Source organism: Nonomuraea sp. MG754425 (assembly GCF_021699195.1).
In the GTDB taxonomy this organism is placed as follows: Bacteria; Actinomycetota; Actinomycetes; order Streptosporangiales; family Streptosporangiaceae; genus Nonomuraea.
This window is the reverse complement of record NZ_SSXE01000204.1, coordinates 1-18,407: the sequence shown is the minus strand read 5'-3', so window position 1 is coordinate 18,407 and position 18,407 is coordinate 1. Positions and strand designations below refer to the sequence as shown.

General features: G+C 72.6%; 18 protein-coding genes. 4 read left to right on the top strand and 14 right to left on the bottom strand.

Annotated elements, in window-relative coordinates; genetic code table 11:
• The 12 genes from FAF44_RS44090 to FAF44_RS44035 form a co-directional block, all read right to left on the bottom strand.
• Positions 1-891: proton-conducting transporter membrane subunit (locus FAF44_RS44090; RefSeq protein ID WP_308193489.1), on the bottom strand; the 891-nt coding region annotated here is incomplete at its 3' end.
• Entirely contained in the window at positions 888-1,544 is a 657-nt protein-coding gene (gene nuoK / locus FAF44_RS56130) for an NADH-quinone oxidoreductase subunit NuoK (protein ID WP_237109395.1), read from the bottom strand. The genes nuoK and FAF44_RS44090, both read right to left, overlap by 4 nt.
• On the bottom strand, positions 1,541-2,443 hold the full coding sequence (locus FAF44_RS44080; protein ID WP_237109394.1) for an NADH-quinone oxidoreductase subunit H: 903 nt from the start codon (positions 2,441-2,443) through the stop codon (positions 1,541-1,543). The genes nuoK and FAF44_RS44080 overlap by 4 nt, the downstream gene beginning before the upstream one ends.
• Complete coding sequence (locus FAF44_RS44075) at positions 2,436-3,587, bottom strand: hypothetical protein (protein ID WP_237109393.1); 1,152 nt, start codon at positions 3,585-3,587, stop codon at positions 2,436-2,438. Before FAF44_RS44075 ends, FAF44_RS44080 begins: the two co-directional genes overlap by 8 nt.
• Positions 3,578-3,916 (bottom strand): NADH-quinone oxidoreductase subunit A, encoded by a 339-nt coding sequence (locus FAF44_RS44070; protein WP_237109392.1) that lies wholly within the window; start codon positions 3,914-3,916, stop codon positions 3,578-3,580. The genes FAF44_RS44075 and FAF44_RS44070 overlap by 10 nt, the downstream gene beginning before the upstream one ends.
• A gap of 104 nt (positions 3,917-4,020) precedes the next feature.
• On the bottom strand, positions 4,021-4,716 hold the full coding sequence (locus FAF44_RS44065; RefSeq protein WP_237109391.1) for a hypothetical protein: 696 nt from the start codon (positions 4,714-4,716) through the stop codon (positions 4,021-4,023).
• Between the two features lie 319 nt (positions 4,717-5,035).
• Positions 5,036-5,596 carry a nuclear transport factor 2 family protein gene (locus FAF44_RS44060; RefSeq protein ID WP_237109389.1) on the bottom strand — a complete coding sequence of 187 codons (561 nt, stop codon included), beginning with the start codon at positions 5,594-5,596 and terminating at the stop codon, positions 5,036-5,038.
• A 408-nt stretch (positions 5,597-6,004) separates the two neighbouring features.
• The gene (nirD, locus tag FAF44_RS44055; protein WP_237109387.1) at positions 6,005-6,352 is read right to left on the bottom strand and encodes a nitrite reductase small subunit NirD; all 348 of its coding nucleotides are present in this window, start codon (positions 6,350-6,352) and stop codon (positions 6,005-6,007) included.
• The gene (gene nirB / locus FAF44_RS44050) at positions 6,349-8,778 is read right to left on the bottom strand and encodes a nitrite reductase large subunit NirB (protein WP_237109385.1); all 2,430 of its coding nucleotides are present in this window, start codon (positions 8,776-8,778) and stop codon (positions 6,349-6,351) included. The genes nirD and nirB overlap by 4 nt, the downstream gene beginning before the upstream one ends.
• A complete protein-coding gene (locus FAF44_RS44045) occupies positions 8,775-10,169 on the bottom strand; it encodes an FAD-dependent oxidoreductase (RefSeq protein WP_237109383.1) in 1,395 nt (464 codons plus the stop codon). The genes nirB and FAF44_RS44045 overlap by 4 nt, the downstream gene beginning before the upstream one ends.
• A complete protein-coding gene (locus tag FAF44_RS44040; protein WP_237109381.1) occupies positions 10,166-12,196 on the bottom strand; it encodes a molybdopterin oxidoreductase family protein in 2,031 nt (676 codons plus the stop codon). The genes FAF44_RS44045 and FAF44_RS44040 overlap by 4 nt, the downstream gene beginning before the upstream one ends.
• Entirely contained in the window at positions 12,183-13,493 is a 1,311-nt protein-coding gene (locus FAF44_RS44035; RefSeq protein WP_237109379.1) for an MFS transporter, read from the bottom strand. The genes FAF44_RS44040 and FAF44_RS44035 overlap by 14 nt, the downstream gene beginning before the upstream one ends.
• A 202-nt stretch (positions 13,494-13,695) precedes the next feature.
• Between FAF44_RS44035 and FAF44_RS44030 the strand changes: the two genes are divergently transcribed.
• Positions 13,696-13,983, top strand: coding sequence for a hypothetical protein (locus FAF44_RS44030; RefSeq protein WP_237109377.1), 288 nt, complete (start codon positions 13,696-13,698; stop codon positions 13,981-13,983).
• Positions 13,984-14,109: 126 nt separating this feature from the next.
• Here FAF44_RS44030 and FAF44_RS44025 read toward each other — a convergent pair whose 3' ends face one another.
• Positions 14,110-14,586: a GNAT family N-acetyltransferase gene (locus FAF44_RS44025; RefSeq protein ID WP_237109375.1), complete on the bottom strand. Its 477-nt coding sequence runs from the start codon at positions 14,584-14,586 to the stop codon at positions 14,110-14,112.
• Between the two features lie 110 nt (positions 14,587-14,696).
• Between FAF44_RS44025 and FAF44_RS44020 the strand changes: the two genes are divergently transcribed.
• Positions 14,697-15,674 carry an aldo/keto reductase gene (locus tag FAF44_RS44020; RefSeq protein ID WP_237109368.1) on the top strand — a complete coding sequence of 326 codons (978 nt, stop codon included), beginning with the start codon at positions 14,697-14,699 and terminating at the stop codon, positions 15,672-15,674.
• A 42-nt stretch (positions 15,675-15,716) separates the two neighbouring features.
• On the opposite strand, the gene FAF44_RS44015 is transcribed toward FAF44_RS44020, so the two are convergent.
• Positions 15,717-16,034 (bottom strand): hypothetical protein, encoded by a 318-nt coding sequence (locus tag FAF44_RS44015; protein ID WP_237109367.1) that lies wholly within the window; start codon positions 16,032-16,034, stop codon positions 15,717-15,719.
• Between the two features lie 153 nt (positions 16,035-16,187).
• On the opposite strand from FAF44_RS44015, the gene FAF44_RS44010 reads away from it, so the two are divergent.
• Positions 16,188-17,657, top strand: coding sequence for a tetratricopeptide repeat protein (locus FAF44_RS44010; RefSeq protein WP_237109366.1), 1,470 nt, complete (start codon positions 16,188-16,190; stop codon positions 17,655-17,657).
• 93 nt (positions 17,658-17,750) lie between these two features.
• A partial coding sequence (locus FAF44_RS44005) for a hypothetical protein (protein WP_237109365.1) occupies positions 17,751-18,407 on the top strand: 657 nt, incomplete at its 3' end.

The window sequence follows — 18,407 nt, the reverse complement described above, 5'->3', positions numbered from 1 at the left end:
CGCCCCCGCCGCGCACACCATGTACCCGACCTGCGCGCAGGTGGAGGCGGCGAGCAGTTGCTTGAGCTCCCGCTGCGCCACCGCCACCGCCCCGAGCAGCAGCGCCGTCACCGCCCCCGTCCACGTCACCAGCGCTGCCGCCCACCCGGTGGCGGCGAGCAGCGGCTGCGCGCGCAGCAGCAGGTACGCGCCCGCCGCCACCATGGTCGCCGAGTGCAGCAGCGCCGAGACGGGGCTCGGCCCGTCCATCGCCCGCGACAACCAGTACGAGAACGGAAGCTGCGCCGACTTCCCCAGCGCGGCCAGCACGATCCCGCCCGCGACCAGGTCCCGCCAGCCGGGCGGGAGCCCCGGCAGCCCGCCCAGAGCCAGGTCGCCGCCTCCGGCCAGGGCCGCGCCCGCCGCGAAGTACAGCCCGAGGTCACCGGCGCGGGTGGTGAGGAAGGCGACCGCGCCGGAGCGCACCCGCCCGGGGTCGCGCCACCGGTAGCCGATGAGCGCGTACGACATGGCGCCCATGACCTCCCACCCCATCAGCAGCAGGACGAGGTCACCGGCCGTCACGGTGACGAGCATCGCGCCCAGGAAGATCAGCATCAGCCCGTGGAAGCGGGCCCCCAGCGGCTCCCCGGCCGCGAACACCAGCACCGCCAGCCCCGCCGCCGCCACCGTCACGACCATGACCGCCGACAGCCCGTCCACGGCCGCCCCCTCGCCGAGCAGCAGCCGGACGGCCACGGCGGGCCTGGTCACGGCGGCGTGCACGGCGAGCCCCAGCGTCAGCGCCGCCACAGAGATCGCCACGGGACGTGCCCAGCGCCGGACGAGCAGCAGCAGCCCGCCCGCGCCCAGGGGCAGGCCGGGCAGGAGCCACAGGAGCAGCGCGTTCACCCCTTCAGGTCTCCCGCCTCGTCGGTCAGATCCACGTCGCGGGCGCGGAAGATCGCGGTGGTGACCGCGAAGCCCATGGCCATCTCCAGCGCCATCACCGTGACGGCCACCAGCACGAGGACCTGGCCGTCGGCGTTGTGCGGGGCGACGTAGTACCAGAACGCCCCGCCGGCCGCGATCAGCGCGTTGATCATCAGCTCCAGGCCCATCATCAGCATGACGATCGACTGCTGGGACAGCGCGCCGTACAGGCCGATCGAGAACAGCGCGGCGGCGAGCAGCAGGAAGCTCTGGAGGGTCATCGGTCGTACCGTCCCCGGTGGGTGGCGAGCACCACGGTGGAGATCATCGTCGCCAGGATGGCCATCCCGATCACCATCATCACCGGCATCTTCCGCTCCATGAGCGCCAGCGGCCGGGTTCATCATGTACATGATCATGAAGACGGCCATGACCAGCATCTCCATGACCATCATCAGGACGACCAGCACCCCGACGTAGCCGAGATCGACGAGCAGCAGCGTGCCGGCCACCGCGAGCAGCGAGGTGAGCAGCGCGAACGTGGCCCGCGCCATCGAGTTCACCACGAACACCGCCGCCCCGCCGGCCACGGCCAGCACGGCCAGCGTCCAGAACCCCACGGCGGTGCTCACGGCAGCACCACGATCGCGACGACCAGCGTCTGCAGGAGCGTGAGCGGGATCAGCACCACCCACGCGAACTCGGTGAACCGATCCATCCGCACGGCCGGGACCCGCTGCCCGACCAGCACCAGCCCGCCCAGCACGGCCACGGTCTTGACCGCCGTCCAGGCCCAGCCGGGCAGCACCGGCCCGGCCCCGCCGCCCAGGAACAGCGGCACGGCGGCGGCCGCCACGACGACGAGCAGCGCGTACCGGCCGGCCGCGAACACCAGCCGGTCGGCTCCCGACAACTCGGCGGGCACCCCACCGGCCACGTTCCGCCCGACCGGCTCCCCCATGGGGCCCCAGAAGGCCATCGCGAGCGCCGAGACCAGGTAGACGACGAACGCAACCGGCATCCAGACCACGAACCACACCTCGCGCTGCGCGGCCACCACGTCCGCGATCCGCAGCGACCCGGCCCCGAGCGCCACGGTGATCAGCGCGAACATGTGCGGCAGCTCGTAGCTCAGGCCCTGGGCCAGGAACCGGTACCCGCCGATCAGCGGGTACACGGAGTTGACGCCCCACCCGACCAGCCACAGCGCGCCCCAGACGCACACCTCCATGGCGTTGAACCAGACGATCCCGACGCCGGAGTCCAGCACCGGCCGGTCGCCGGCGGGCAGCACGGTCGCGGCCAGGAGCGCGGCGAGCGGCAGGAGCACCGTGCCGGTGCGGACGAGCAGCGTGTCGGGCACCAGCGTGCGCCGCCTGCCCTGCACGAGCAGCCGGGCCGCCTCCCGCAACGGCGCGCCGGCCGCCCCTCTCGCCCCGCCGAGCCCGGCGTCGAGGGCCGCCGCCCCGTACGCGAGCACCGCCAGCGACACGACCAGCGACACCGCCGCCGCACCGGTCCCCTCATCCACGGCGCACCGCCGCGCTCGCGGGCAGCCGGTCCAGGTCGGGATCGAGGCTCGCCACGATCAACCGCGCCACGGCCGACTCGGCCCCGACCAGCAACCCCGCCAGCAACCCGAGCACCACCCCGTCCGCACCATCCGCCCCCACGACCCGATCCACACGCTGACCACCACCACACGCCCCGGCCCCGCCGGGATCGCCGTCGTGGCGGGAGCCGCCGTTCTGCGTCGCGGGCGCGGGGTCGTCCGGCAGCGGGGACGGGAGCGTGTCCAGCCAGCCGTACGCCCGGTCGAGCGCGTCACCCCGCAGCCGCTCCGGCACGCCCGCGCGGCCCTCGACCGGGCCGACCCCGCGCAGCATCCACCGCAGCACCCTCGACCGCCGCACCCGCCGGGCGAACCGCTCGCAGTCGCGCCGCAGTCCGGCCGGCGCGGCCCCGGCGAGCAGCCGGTCGCGCAGCCGCCGGGCCTCCCGGGCCGCACCCGGCCATCCGGCCACGGCCAGCAACCGGCCGAGGCTGTCCAGGCACCGGGCCGCCTCGCGCCGCTCCGTCTCGTCACGGTCCGTCTCGTCCCGGTCCGTCTCGTCCCGGCGGGGCGGGTCCCAGAAGCTCACCCCGTCCGCACCGGCGGAGGCGGCTCGCACGACGGCCTCCTGGATCACGTCGCCCTGCAGCACCGTCTCGACGACCAGCCCGGCGGGCCAGTCGGCCAGCACCGGCCCCAGCGGCACGTGCAGCCGATCGAGCGTCAGCCCGTCCCGGTCCCGGCCCCGCCCGGCCATGGCCACCGGACGCCCCGCGTCCCCGTGGCGCGCGCCGCCGTCGAGGCCACCGGCCGCCAGCTCCGCGACGGCGTCGTCGAGGGCCCGGCGCACGGCGCCCGCCGACGCGTCGGAGGCCGCCTCGACCAGCACGCGCGGAGCGGGCACCGCCTCCCACACCACCTCGACGGCCTGCCCGATCTCGCTCCCGGCGGCCCCGCACACCACCAGCAGCCCGGCCTCCGCCGGGGCCGCGGCGGCCACCCATCCACGCCGATCGGCCTCCGCCTCGACGAGCAGCCGCGCCCGGGTGCCGTACGGGCAGCCCACGACGAGCGGCCGCGGCCGGAGGGCGGCCTGGCGCAGCAGCCACTCCCTCACGCCCACCGGAACGCCCCCTCACGCCAGGCGTACAGCACCCCCACCAGCAACAACCCCAGGAAGGCGAACATCTCCACCACGGCCATGGCCCCCACCTCGGCCACGACGACCGCCCACGGGTACATGAAGACCATCTCCATGTCGAAGGCGAGGAACACCAGCGTCACGGCGTACCACCGCACGTGGAAGCGGGACATCGCGTGCTCCCTCGGCCACGCCCCCGACAGGAAGGGCCCGCTCCCGGCCACGCCGCGGGGCGAGAGGACGGCGGACGCCGCGTACACCCCGGCGACCCCCACCGCCAGCACCCCTACCAGCCACAACACCGCACCCACGACACCTTCACCCCCGCCGGACACGGATACCGGGATACACCCGCGACGCGCGCCGCTCGGGAGAGAAGGGCGTCGCGGGCGTACCCCGGCGGTCTGTCCCGTCCCTACCCAGAAATGACGATGGTGTCCGCCGACGGGCGATCCGGGCCGGGCTCCTCCTCGCGCCGCCTCCCGCGCAGGCGCAGCGCCGCCCACGCCAGCACCGCGCCACCGGCGGCGGCCGGCAGCAGCATGTACGCGGGCACGCCATCCGGCCGGGTCGGCGCGGTGGCCGCCACGGGAGCCGACACGGGAGCAGGCGCCGACGGCGTCGCGAACGAGACGGTCCCCTTGCCGGGCGCGAAGCCGGGCGGGCGCACGGCACCCCAGAAGTCCTCGACCCCGGAGGACGTGTCCGCCAGGTTCTCCGGCACCGGGTCGATCCGCAGGGAGCCGGGGACGGTGAGCGTCCCGACCTCGTACGGCTCGAACGGCCCCTGAACGCCCGCCACCTTCCACACGCCCTCGGGCACCACCACGGACGTCACGTAGTGCCCCGCCTCGGGCAGCGGCGTCCCGGCGAACTCCAGGACCTCGCCGCCCGCCTTCGTGAGCCGCAGCCCGACGGGATCCATCTTCCCCTCGAACGGATGGGTGCCGTGTTGCAGCACCCAGAACCCCAGCGCGTACGACTGCCCGCCCGCGAACCGGGACGGCACGGGATCCAGATACGTCACCGCCCACGCCCCGGCGGCCGCGGCCGGGACGCTCCCGGCGAACAACGCGGCCACCGTAGCCAGCACGACCATGATCTGCCTCATGGGACCACCTCCGGTGTGGATACACCGGAGCCCGCCCCGAGGTTCCCGGCACTCATGCCGAAGGCGCCCCATCGTCAGGAACGGCACGCGACAATAACCGTCGGCCGAGAATTCAACCGCACCACAAAAAACGCATATTTCCGGATTCAATGCGCGCCAATCGCGCATTCACCGCACCCCGACCGCGCCTTAATCGCACGACGGCCACCGGCCGAGCCGGTTTCCGGCACCACCCCCGACGCAAAGGCGGCGGCCGATCGCCCGCGATCCGGCCGCCCCCGTCGCCCCCTTCACGGGCCGTGCGGAAAACCTGAGCCGCTCAGGCGCCCTTGTTGCTCATGAACTGCGAGATCTTCCACGCCCCGCCGTCCTTCATGAGGACGAACAGCTCGCGGAAGTTGTCGTTGCCCTGCTTGCTCGTCGCGAAGACGGACGCGTCCTCGTCCCCGAGCGGCCGCGACTCCTCGATCTTGTGCGTGGCCTGCCCCATGCCGTTGCCCTGGAGCTGCTTCTGGAACAGGGTGCGGATCGCCGAGCTGCCCTCGGCGGTGGCCTGGCCGTTCACCGCGACCATCGCGTCGTCGGAGAACGAGCCGACGACCTGGTCCAGGTTGCCCGACTTGAGCGCGGTGAAGAAGCCCTGGACGGCCGTCTGCGCCTCGCCTCCCGCGCCGGTCTCCGACGGAGACGCCTCGCCGGTCTCCGTCGTCTCCGGGGACTCCATCCCGCTCTCCTCCGGAGACATGGAGTCCATGTCGGTGGGCGCGTTCGCCGCGCCCTTCATCGCCTGTGTGTTGTTCCCCGCGGAACAGCCCGCGACCAGGAGGGCGGGGACGATCGCGGCCAGCAGGAGTGCCCTGCGATGAGAAATCTTGCTCATGGCCGCTTTGATGCCCGCGCCGGTCGGCGGCGAATGCGCGGTTTATGCACTTCGCACGACCCCTTTACCTCGTCCGGATATTTCTCACGGAATCGCTTCACGCGTATTGGAGAGACCGGTCAGAGCCGCGATCGTTGCCGCACCGATACCAGCCCGCACAGGAGCGCCGATAGCGTCAATCCAGTGCCGCAAACCAGGACGAATCCCGCACCCCTCCCCCAGCGCGACGACGCAGAACGCTGCGAGAACATGGAGTCCGGACGTCGCTGCGTGCTACCCGCGGCCCATCGCGGCACGCACGCCTACCCACCGGTCGAGGCGAGCACAGGACAGAACGGCTAGCCCCGGCCCGCACGCCGGAAGGCCCAGGCCGCGCCACGCGACCTGGGCCGTCTCACGTCACGGCTGTCAGACGCCGACCTCCACCCGCTGTTCGAGGCTGACCTCCACGTGCCCGCCGACGCCCACCCGTACGGCGTAACGCGGCACGGACACCGAGGCGTCGTCCAGGCAGCGCCCGGTGGCCAGCGAGAACACCTGCTTGTGCAGCGGCGAGGCGACCGTCGGCTCCCCCAGCCGGGTGCCGACGATGCCGCGCGAGAGCACGTACGCCCCGCTGAACGGGTCGAGGTTGCCGAGCGCGTACACCTCGTCCTCGTAGGTACGGAAGATCGCCACCTGCGCGCCCTCGACCAGCGCGCACACGCCGCGCTCCGGCGGCAGCGCCTCGAAGGCGCAGATCGTCGTCCAGTTCATCGGGCCATCACCGGCTTGATCTGGCCGCGCTCGCTGGCGAACACGATCGACGGGTCGGGCACGCCGGGCGCGTTGACGAAGCTCACGAACCGGCTCAGCTTCTCCGGGTCGTCCAGCGTCGCGGCCCACTCGTCGGCGTACGTGGCGATGTGGTAGTCCATCTGCGCGTCCAGGTCGGCGCAGATGCCCAGGGAGTCTTCCATGATCACCTCGCGGAGATAGTCGAGTCCGCCGTCCAGCGACTCGAGCCAGGCGGCGGTGCGTTGCAGTCTGTCGGCGGTGCGGATGTAGAACATCAGGAACCGGTCGATGGTCCTGATCAGCTCGTCGGTGGTCAGGTCGTGGGCGAGCAGGTCGGCGTGGCGGGGCTTGAAGCCGCCGTTGCCGCCGACGTACAGGTTCCAGCCCTGGTCGGTGGCGATGATGCCGAAGTCCTTCGAGCGGGCCTCGGCGCACTCGCGGGCGCAGCCGGAGACGGCCGACTTCAGCTTGTGCGGCGAGCGCAGGCCCCGGTAGCGCAGCTCCAGCGCGATCGCCATGCCCACCGAGTCCTGCACGCCGTAGCGGCACCAGGTCGAGCCGACGCACGACTTCACCGTGCGCAGCGCCTTGCCGTAGGCGTGCCCCGACTCGAACCCGGCCTCCACCAGCCGCTGCCAGATCGCCGGGAGCTGGTCGACCCGGGCCCCGAACAGGTCGATGCGCTGCCCGCCGGTGATCTTGGTGTAGAGGCCGAAGTCCCTGGCCACCTCGCCGATCACGATCAGCTTGTCCGGCGTGATCTCGCCGCCGGGGATGCGCGGCACGACCGAGTACGTGCCGTTCTTCTGGATGTTGGCCAGGAAGGCGTCGTTGGTGTCCTGGAGCGCGGCGCGCTCGCCCTCCAGCACGTGCCCGTTGTGCAGCGAGGCCAGGATCGAGGCCACCGCCGGCTTGCAGATGTCGCAGCCCCTGCCGTGCCCGTGCCGGCTGATCAGCTCGGAGAAGGTCGTGATGCCGCGCACCCGGACGATGTCGAACAGCTCCGCCCGCGAGTACGTGAAGTGCTCGCACAGCGCCTTGCTGACCTCGACGCCCGACTTCTCCAGCAGTTGCTTGAGCATCGGCACGCAACTGCCGCAGCTCGTGCCGGCCCGCGTGCACGCCTTGAGACCGGGCACGTCGGTCGCGCCCTGGTCGGCGACGGCCGTGCGGATGTCGCCCGCGCACACGTTGTTGCACGAGCAGACCTGCGCCTCGTCCGGCAGGTCGAGCTGCGCGCCCGCCCCGCTGAACAGCAGGTCGGACGGCGATGCCGGCAGCTCCCTGCCCACGAACGGCCGCAACGACGTGTACGGCGAGGCGTCGCCCACGCAGATGCCGCCGAGCAGCGTCCGCGCGTCGTCGCTGATGAACAGCTTCTTGTAGACGCCGGCCACCGGGTCCATGTAGGTGACGTCGAGCGCCCCCTCCATGGCCCCGAACTGCGCCACCTCGACGCCCAGCAGCTTGAGCTTGGTGGACAGGTCGGCGCCCTCGAACGCCGAGGAGCCGCCCGTGATGCGGTCGGCCGCCACCTCGGCCATCGTGTTGCACGGCCCGACCAGGCCGTACACCATGCCGCCGGCCAGGGCGCACTCGCCGACCGCGTAGATCGCGGGGTCGGAGGTCAGCATGCCCGCGTCCACCACGACGCCGCCCCGGGGGCCGACCTCCAGCCCGCAGGACCTGGCCAGCTCGTCCCGCGGCCTGATGCCCGCCGAGAAGACCACCACCTGCGCGTCCAGCACGGTGCCGTCGGGCGTGCGCAGCCCGCGCACCCGGCCGTCGCCGTCGGCCACGATCTCCCGCACGCCCGCCCCGGCGTGCACGCCCAGGCCGAGCCCCTCGATGTGCGACTTCAGCACCGCGCCGCCGCCCTCGTCCACCTGGCGTGGCATCAGCCAGGGGCTCATCTCGACGATGTGCGTCTTCAGGCCGAGCGCCCGCAGCGCGTCGGCGGCCTCCAGGCCGAGCAGTCCGCCGCCGACCACGACGCCCTCCACGGCGTCCTTGGCGGCCGTCCTGATCGCGTCGAGGTCCTCGATGGTGCGGTAGACGTGCGCGTGCTCGGCCCCGGGCACCGGCGGCACGAACGGCGCGGAGCCGGTGGCCAGCACGAGCACGTCGTAGGGCTCGCTGCCGCCGCCCGCCAGCTCGACCCGCCCGGCCCGCCGGTCGATGCCGGTGACGCGGGTGTTCAGCCTGGTGACGACCCCGGCGGGCACCTCGTAGGTGAGGTCCTCGACGGTGGTGCCGGACAGGTACGAGGTCAGCGCCACACGGTCGTAGGCCGGTCGCGGCTCCTCCCCGATGACGGTGACGGTGCCGTCGAAGCCCTTGCTCGCCAGGGTTTCGACGAGCCGGTGAGCCGTCGGTCCGTACCCGACGACGACGATCCTGGTCATACAGAAACCCCTTCTTGCTCGCACAGCCAGCCGACGATGCCCTCCACGGCGTCGCGGCACGTTCCGCATCCGGTCGTGGCCCTGGTGGCCAGCGCCACGGCGGCCACGTCCCGGGCTCCGGCCTCCCAGCACGCCCTGATCTGGCCCTTGGTCACGTTGTTGCACTGGCAGACCCGGGCCGCGTCGGGCATCAGCGTCGGGCTGTCGGCCACCGGGGCCGAGGACAGCCCGGGGAACAGCAGCCCGGCGCGGTCGCCCGGCACGGGCCCGCCGCGGTCGAAGAGCTGGGTGAGCGTGCCGACGGCGTCGCTCTCGCCCAGCAGGATCACGCCGACCAGGCGGCCGTCGCGGATGACGAGCTTGCGGTAGGTGCCGCGGGCCCGGTGGCTGAAGCGCACCACCTCCGCCTGCTCCTCGCCGAGCTGGGTCTCGCCCATGGCGGCCAGCTCGACGCTCTTGGCCTTGAGCCGGGTGACGAGCCGGGAGCCGCGGTAGAGGCCCTTGCCGCCGGTGATCACGTCGGCGGCCACGGCGGCCTGCTCCCACGCCGGCGCGACCAGGCCGTAGACGACGCCGTCGTGCTCGGCGCACTCGCCGATGGCGAACACGGACGGGTCGTCGGTGCGCAGCTCGTCGTCCACGACGACGCCGCGCCGCACCTCCAGGCCGGCGTCCGCGGCCAGCCCGGTCACCGGGCGCACGCCGCAGGCCAGGACGACGAGGTCGGCCTCGACCAGCTCCCCGTCGCCGAGCCGGACGCCGTCCTCCTCGACCCCGGAGGCGGACACCCCGGTGCGGATCTCGACGCCGAGCCCGCTCAGGGTCTCGCCGAGCACCTCCCCCGCCTCGACGTCGAGCTGCCGCTCCATCAGGTGGCCGGCCAGGTGCAGCAGCGTGACCGGCAGGCCGCGCCCGGCCAGGCCGCGGGCGGCCTCGATGCCGAGCAGGCCGCCCCCGATGACCACGGCCCGCCGGGCGCTCCCGGCCGCCCGGATGATCCGCTCGCAGTCGTCGAGCGTGCGGAACGGCACGGCCCGCCCGACGCCCGGGATCGGCGGCACGACGGCGTCGCTGCCGGTGGCCAGCACGAGCAGGTCGTACGGCTCGCGCCGGCCGTCCGCGGTGACGACGTGCCGGGTCTCCCTGTCGATGTGGGCGACCGCGCTGCCGAAGACGGCCCGCACGTTGTGGGCGTCGTACCAGGAGGGGTCGAGCAGCCGCACCTGCTCGGGGCGGGAGCTGCCGGCCAGCACGTTGGACAGCAGCACCCGGTTGTACGGCCGGCACGTCTCCGCGCCGAACACGGTGATCCGCATCTGCGGATCGCGGGCGCGCACCTCGCTGACCAGCCGCGACCCGGCCATCCCGTTGCCCACGACGACGAGCCTCATGAGTCCCTCTCCACCCTGACCGCGCAGACCTTGAACTCCGGCATCCTCGACGTCGGGTCGAGCGCCGGGTTGGTGAGCCGGTTGGCGCCCTCCCAGTGGAAGGGCATGAACACGGTGTCGCGCCTGATGGCGTCGCTGATCCTGGCGACGGCCCTGCCCTCGCCCCTCCTGCTGCTGACCCGGACGACGTCCCCGGCCGCGATGTCGAGCTGCTCGGCCAGGTCCGGGTGCAGCTCGACGAACGGCTCGGGGGCGGCCTCGACGAGCGGCGCGATCCTGCGGGTCTGGGCGCCGCTCTGGTAGTGGGCGAGCACCCGGCCGGTGCTCAGGTAGACGGGGTAGTCGGCGTCGGGCTCCTCGGCGGCCGGCCGGTGCTGGACGGGCGTGAACCTGGCGCGCCCGTCGGGGTGGGCGAACCGGTCGAGGAACGGGCGCGGCGTGCCGGGGTGCCCGGGGGCCGGGCAGGGCCAGAACACGCCGGTCTCGTTCGCGATGCGCTCGTAGGTGATGCCGGAGTAGTCGGCGGGGCCGCCCTGGCTGGCGCGGCGCAGCTCGTCGAAGACCGCGGCGGGGTCGGTCTCGAAGGTGTGGCCGAGGCGTCCGGCCAGCCCGGCGATGACGTCGAGGTCGCTCCTGACGCCCTCCGGCGGGGTGACGGCGCGGCGGCGCAGCAGGACGCGGCCTTCGAGGTTGGTCATGGTGCCGCTCTCCTCGGCCCACTGCGTCACGGGGAGGACGACGTCGGCCATGGCCGCGGTCTCGGACATGACGAAGTCGCAGGTGACGAGCAGGTCGAGGGCGCCGATGCGGGCGGCGACGTGGTCGGCGGCGGGGGCGGAGACGATGGGGTTGGAGCCGAACAGCAGCAGCGCCCGCGGCCCGTCCGGGGTGCCGAGGGCGTCGAGCAGCTCGTACGCCGACCGCCCGGGGCCGGGGATGTCCTCGGCCGGGATGCCCCAGATCCCGGCCAGGTGCTCGCGGGCGGCGGGGTCGTCGATCTTGCGGTAGCCGGGGAGCTGGTCGGCCTTCTGGCCGTGCTCCCTGCCGCCCTGCCCGTTGCCCTGGCCGGTCACGCAGCCGTACCCGGAGCCGTGCCTGCCGGGCAGGCCGAGGGCGAGGGCGAGGTTGATGAACGCGGTGACGGTGTCGGTGCCCTTGGCGTGCTGCTCGGCCCCCCGTCCGGTCAGGATGTACGCCTTGCCGACGGCGGCGAGCGCCCTGACGGCCTGCCGCATCTGGTGGACGGGCACCCCGGTGACGCGCTCGACCCGCTCGGGCCACCAGGACGACAGGGAGGTGCGCACCTCGTCGAAGCCGGTGGTCCTGGCGGCGACGTACTCCTCGTCCACCAGGTCGTCGGCGATGGCGAGGTGCAGCAGGCCGAGGGCGAGGGCCAGGTCGGTGCCGGGGGTGGGCTGCAGGTGCAGCCAGGCCAGCTTGGCGGTCTGGGTGCGGCGCGGGTCGATCACGATCAGCCGCGGCCCGTCGAGGTGCCGGACGAAGGGGGGCATGGTCTCGGCGACGTTCCCGCCGGCGATGAGGACGACGTCGGCCTCGTCCAGGTCGGTGATCGGGAACGGCATGCCCCGGTCCATGCCGAACGCCCTGATCGAGGCGGCGGCGGCCGAGGACATGCAGAAGCGGCCGTTGTAGTCGATCTGGCTGGTGCCCAGCGCCACCCTGGCGAACTTGCCGAGCGAGTACGCCTTCTCGTTGGTCAGCCCGCCCCCGCCGAACACGGCCACGGCGTCGGGGCCGTGCTCGGCGCGGATGGCGGCCAGCCGGTCGGCCACGTGGTCGAGCGCGACGTCCCAGTCCACGGCCTCGCCGTGCAGGAGGGGGGTGGTCAGCCGCCGGCCGTTGGTGAGCAGTTCGCCCGCCGTCCAGCCCTTCTGGCACAGCGCCCCCGAGGCGTTGGCCGGGATGTCGGTCCTGGGCCCGATGGCGAGCCCGGGTCCGATCTCCATGCCGCACTGCAGGGCGCAGTACGGGCAGTGCGTCTTCGTCGCCACGTCAGACCCGGGCATAAGCGAGGCTCGCCACCGTGTTGGCGCCGACCTTGCGGGTGTAGCACCACCACGTCAGGGCCAGGCAGGACAGGTAGAAGACCCCGAAGGCGAGGAAGGCGGGGGCCGGGGTGCCGGCCGCGGCGAAGGACATGCCGAACGCCCGGTTGATGAGGAAGCCGCCGAGCGCCCCGACCGCCGAGATGATGCCGATGGCGGCGGAGGCCTGGCGCTTGCCGTACATGAGGCTCTCTTCGTTCTCGCCGCGCTCGGCGATGGCCTTGGCCTGGAAGATGGCCGGGATCATGCGGTAGGTGGAGCCGTTGCCGACGCCGGCGGTGAGGAAGAGCACCTGGAAGGCCAGGAAGAACAGCCAGAAGCTGCCGGAGGTGCTGGCCAGCCAGACGAGCAGGATGCCGCCGCCCATGGCGGCGAAGTTCCACAGCGTGACGGGCGCGCCGCCGAGCTTGTCGGCCAGCAGGCCGCCGACGGGCCTGATGAGCGAGCCGACCAGCGGCCCGACGAAGGCGACGACGGCGTACGGGGCGTCGGGGAAGATGTTCTGGCTCAGCAGGGGGAAGGCGGTGGAGTAGCCGATGAACGAGCCGAACGTGCCGATGTAGAGGAAGGACATGATCCAGGTCTGGGCCTTGCCGGCGACCGCGAGCTGCTCGCGCGGGTCGGCCTTGGCGCTGGTCAGGTTGTCCATGAAGAGGAAGGCGCAGACGGCGGCGACGACGATGAACGGGATCCAGAACCACCCGGCCGCGGCCAGCCCGAGCGAGCCGATCACCAGCGGCATGACGAGCTGGACGGAGCTGACGCCGATGTTGCCGCCCGCGGCGTTCAGGCCGAGCGCCACACCCTGCTGCTTGCGCGGGTAGAAGTAGGTGATGTTGGCCATGCTGGAGGCGAAGTTGCCGCCGCCGACGCCGGCCAGCGCCGCGATCACCAGGAAGAGCCAGTACGGCGTGGCCGGGTTGTTCACCGCGACGCTCAGCAGCACCGCCGGGATGAGCAGCAGCAACGCGCTGACCACGGTGAAGGTGCGCCCGCCGAACCGCGCGGGCCCGAAGGTGTAGGGCACCCGCAGCACCGAGCCGACCAGGTTCGGCAGGGCGACCAGCCAGAAGAGCTGGTCGGTGGAGAACTCGTACGACCCCATCTTGGTCGCCACGATGCTCCACAACGTCCACACGGTGAAGCCGAGGTGTTCGGCGAGGATCGAGAAGATCAGGTTGCGCCGTGCGACGCGCTTGCCGGAACTCTCCCAGAATGCTGGGTCATCGGGGTGCCAGTCGGCGATCCAGCGCGCCATCGACTTCTCCTACGCTCGGCGATCCGTGCCCTCAAGGTAGGAAGCGCTCGTTACGCACTTTGACCGTGCGTGGCTGTGCGCTCGTTACGTGTGATTCACCTCGGTAACAAGCCCCGCACAACCGTCACAGCGGAAACATCCCGGTAATGATCGGTTACCTGTCTGACGCTGGGGTAACTGGAGTTGCAGCAAGGGGGGAAACATGATCAAAAAGCTGCATGAGATGGGCGTGAAGTCCGGTCATATGTACGCCGCGGGGCTGGCCTCGATCGGGTTGTCCTTCGGGACCTGGCTATTGTCGCGAAGCACCGAGGAGGCCGGGCTCGACCGGGCCGACCGGTGGGGCATCTTCATCGGTGAATGGGCTCCCACGTTCTTCGCGCTCGGTGTCGCGCTGCGGCTGGAGGAGACGCACCGCGACCTCGAAGAGCCGTCGGGGGAGATGTTCGAGCACGAGGGCGCGCGGGCCAGATCGCACGCCGGCGTTTAGCGCGAATATGTCACGCAGGTCACGTCACCGTACGTGACCTGCGTGATTTCGCGCGTCCTGGCCGGCCTTTCGTTTCGCGGGCCTTCGCGCCGTTCTTCGCGGCCGTTCCGGGCCGCGCACGGCCGCTCAGCCGCGCGGTGCGGCCAGGCGCTCCAGCGGCTCGTCGGCGAGCCGGTAGCGGTACCAGTCGTCCTGGCTGACCGCGCCGAGCCGGTCGTAGAAGGCGATGGACGGCTCGTTCCAGGTGAGCACCGACCACTCAAGGCGCTGGTAGCCGCGCTCGGCGCAGATGCCGGCCAGTTCCCGCATGAGGGCCACCCCGTGGCCGCCGCCGCGGTGCTGCGGGCGCACGTACAGGTCCTCCAGGTAGATGCCGTGCGTGCCGCGCCAGGTGGAGAAGGTCAGGAACCACAGCGCGAAGCCGACCGTCCGCCCGCCCTCCTCGGCGAGGTGCGCGAAGGCGGCGGGGTGCTCACGGAAGAGGGTGTCGTGGAGCTGCTCCTCGGTGACGCGCACCTCGTGGGCGGCCTTCTCGTACTCGGCGAGCTCGTTGATCATGCTGACGATCTCGGGCACGTCAGCGGGTGTGGCAGGACGAATCATGACACTCAGCGTACGTGCGGCGTCCGCGACTCGCTCACCTCCCGGTTTCCGGCGCCCGCCGCCATCCGGGACACTGGTGCCGGTCGGGCACTTACCTGTGAGGTGGACAGATGGAACAGCGGGTGTTGGGACGTACCGGACGCCGGGTCGGGGTGGTCGGCCTCGGCGCCTGGCAGCTCGGCGCCGACTGGGGCGAGGTGACGGAGCACGAGGCCGTCGCCACGCTGCGCGCGGCGGTCGAGGCGGGCGTGAGCTTCGTCGACACCGCCGACGTGTACGGCGACGGGCGCAGCGAGCAGATCGTCGGCCGCTTCGCCGAGGAGCACCCGGGGCTCACCGTGGCCACCAAGATGGGCCGCCGGATGGAGCAGGTCCCGGCGAACTACGTGCTGGCCAACTTCCGCGCCTGGAACGAGCGCTCGCGCCGGAACCTGGGCGTGGACACCATCGACCTGGTCCAGCTCCACTGCCCGCCGACGCCCGTCTACTCCTCGGACGCCGTGTTCGACGCGCTGGACACGCTGGTGGCGGAGAAGAAGATCGCCGCGTACGGGGTCAGCGTGGAGACCTGCGAGGAGGCCCTGACCGCCATCGCCCGGCCGGGGGTGGCGACGGTGCAGATCATCCTCAACGCGTTCCGGCTCAAGCCGCTCACGGAGGTCCTGCCCGCGGCCCGCGCCGCCGGGGTGGGCGTCATCGCCCGGGTCCCGCTGGCCAGCGGCCTGCTGTCGGGCAGGTACGACGAGCACACGACGTTCGCCGCCGACGACCACCGCACCTACAACCGGCACGGGGAGGCGTTCGACGTCGGGGAGACGTTCTCGGGCGTGGACTTCGCCACCGGGCTCGACGCGGTGCGCCGCCTGGCCCCGCTGGTGCCGGAGGGCGTCACCATGGCGCAGTTCGCGCTGCGCTGGGTGCTGGACCAGGAGGGCGTCTCGGTGGTGATCCCGGGTGCCCGCAACCCGGGCCAGGCCACGGCCAACGCCGCCGCGGACAGGGTGGCGCCGCTGGACCCCGCGACGCTGGCGGCCGTACGGGACGTCTACCACGATCTCATCCGCCCGCAGGTCCACCAGCGCTGGTAGTCCCCCTCGCGGGCGGGGGTCGCACCCGCCCCGCCCGCGCGGTCAGCAGGTGACCGTCCTGTCGTACGAGCCGAGCCTGAAGGTCCACTCGCGTGACTGGCCGTCGGCCAGCGCCGTGCAGGGACCGTCGGCGCCCCACGAGATGACGACCTTGACCCGCTCGCTCCGTCCGCACCCGTTGCGCAGCCAGACGATCAGGCCCTGGGACTGCTCGTCCACCACCCGGGCGACGCACGCGGGGGCCTCGCCCGCCCGCGCCGCCGCGGCGGCGGGACCGCCCCCTCCCAGCAGCGCCCCTCCGGCCAGTGCGGCTCCCGCCAGCACGGCGACCGGCGAGGTGACGACACGACGCTTGCCCATGGAACGTCCTTTCCGCAGCTCTTTGCCTTGCACGACCAGGACACTACTCCGCATTGCACACGCTTCGTAACAGAGAGCTACGGACTTATCGCTTAGCGGACACTCAGGTCAACCACCCCTTATCCGCCGACCATGATCCCTATACTCCCGCCCATGTCAGGATCACCCACGGCATTGGACATCGCGTACGGCCTCCTGGAGGAGGGCCGTCTGGTGGACGCCGAACAGCTCATGCTGAAAGAGCTCCGCTCGGCCGAGCGGGCACACGGTCACGGCAGCCCCGAATGGGCCTCCACACAGTGCGACCTGGGCAACCTCCTGTTCAGCTCGAACCAGTTCGACCGGGCCGCCGAGTGTTACCGCGACGCGTGCGACAACCCGCCGCCCGGCCGCGGCGAGTACTACAAGGACCACCTCACCTACCGGCTCAACCTGGGCACCGTGCTCACCATGGCCGGCCGGCTCGACGAGGCCGAGACCGAGTTGCGCCGCAACCTCCAGGAGCGGGAGGAGTTCTACGGCCGCGAGCATGCCGGCTACGCCTACGTCCTGGAGCCGCTGGCCGACGTCCTGCTCCGGCGGGGCGACCTCGCGGGGGCCCGGCAGGTCGTCGAGGAGGCGGTCGGCAACTTCTGGCGCAACGGCCACGAGCGGGTCGCGGGCGCGCTGGCGCTGCGGGCGGAGGTCGTCCTGGCCGGGGGCGGCGGCGAGGCCGTCTTCCCCGCGCTCGACCAGTTGCCGGACGAGGTCGTCGAGCAGGTCGCGCTCACCGTGACGACCCGCGCCCGGCACGCCCCCGCGACCGCGCGGCCCGTGCTCACCAGCCTGATCACGGCCCTGGAGGCCCGTCTCGGCCCCGACCACCAGGTCACCCTGAACGCGCTCTCCCACCTGGCCAACACCAGCCACGACGCCGGGGACCAGACGGGCCGGGTGGAGGCGATCAGGAAGGTGCTCGCCTCCTACGACCGTCAGGGCCGGGCGCAGGACGCGCTCATGGCGACGCTCGGCCTGGCCAGGGCGCAGGACGACGCCGGCGACACGGAAGGCTCTCTGCGAACCTACGCGCAGGCCCTGACCAGGGCGGACGCTCTCGGCCGGCACGACCTGCGCGCCCAGGTGCTGCGTAACTGGGGCCTGGCCCTGTCCGCCGCCGGCCAGGCCGCGCAGGCGGAGCACCGCCTGCGCGAGGCCGTCACGGAGGCCGGTCTCGGCGGCGACGCCGAGTTGCTCGGCCGCGCCCGCGTCGCGCTCGGGCTCCTCCTGCAGCACGAGGAGCGGCTGACGGAGGCCCGCGAGATGGTCGAGGCGGGCCTGTCCACGCTCGACGTCGCGCACCCCGACGCGATCCAGGGCCGCGGCCACCTCGGCGCCATCGCCGAGGGCCACTCCTGCGGGTGCGGCGACGTGCGGGGGGCGCTGGCCGCGGCGTTCCGCGAGTTCGTCATCGGCAGGCTGCCGCGCGACCTGCTGGCCGAGCTCGACGTGACCCTGGACGACGACGACTTCCAGATCCGCGTCCAGCTCGGCAGGGAGCCGTCGGAAGAGGAACTGGAGCACCTGAACCGGATCGTCCAGAGCGCCACGGCCGAGTTCCGCGGGCGTCTGTCCGCCGGGGCGTAGCCCGCTCACCCGTGGCGAACATGGGCCTTGGCAAGCGCTTTCCCAGCCGTTAGAACGTTGTCTACCTAGGATCACTCGGCAGGGAGCACGCCTGTGAGGCTCGCACTCATCGCCGCCGCGGTCACGGCCCTGGCCGTCCCGGCATCGACCATCCCGGCACCGACCGTCACGGCGGCCCCCGCCGTGACGGCCCCGCTCGACCCGGCCCCCGGGCTCAGGTTCGACTTCGGCTCCACCACCAGCCCGCTGGCCGAGGGCTACACGCGCGTCGCGCACACCACCCTGCACACCCCCGAGCTGGGCTACGGCCTGGACCGGACGGTCGGCTTCCGCGACCGCGGCACCGCCGACCCGGTGACGCGGGACTTCACCGTCTCCGCCGCGTACGGCTTCGCCGTGGACGTCCCCGACGGGGAGTACGAGCTCACCGTGCTCTCCGGGGACGCCATCGCGCCCAACATCACCACGCTCAGCGTCGAGGGCGAGAACCGCACCACGATCACCGCGAGCACCGGCGCGTACGGCGACTACACCGGCACCGCGCGGGTCTCCGACGGGCAGCTCAACCTGGGCTTCGGCCAGGACGGCCGAGTGAACGCGGTGCTGATCGGGCCCGCCACCGCCCCCACCGGCCTGACCGTCGCCGCGATCGACGCCACCGCCACCCCGTCCGTCACGCTGACGTGGAACGCCACCGGCGACACCGGCTACGAGGTCCACCGGGCCGAGAGCGCAGCGGGCCCGTGGACC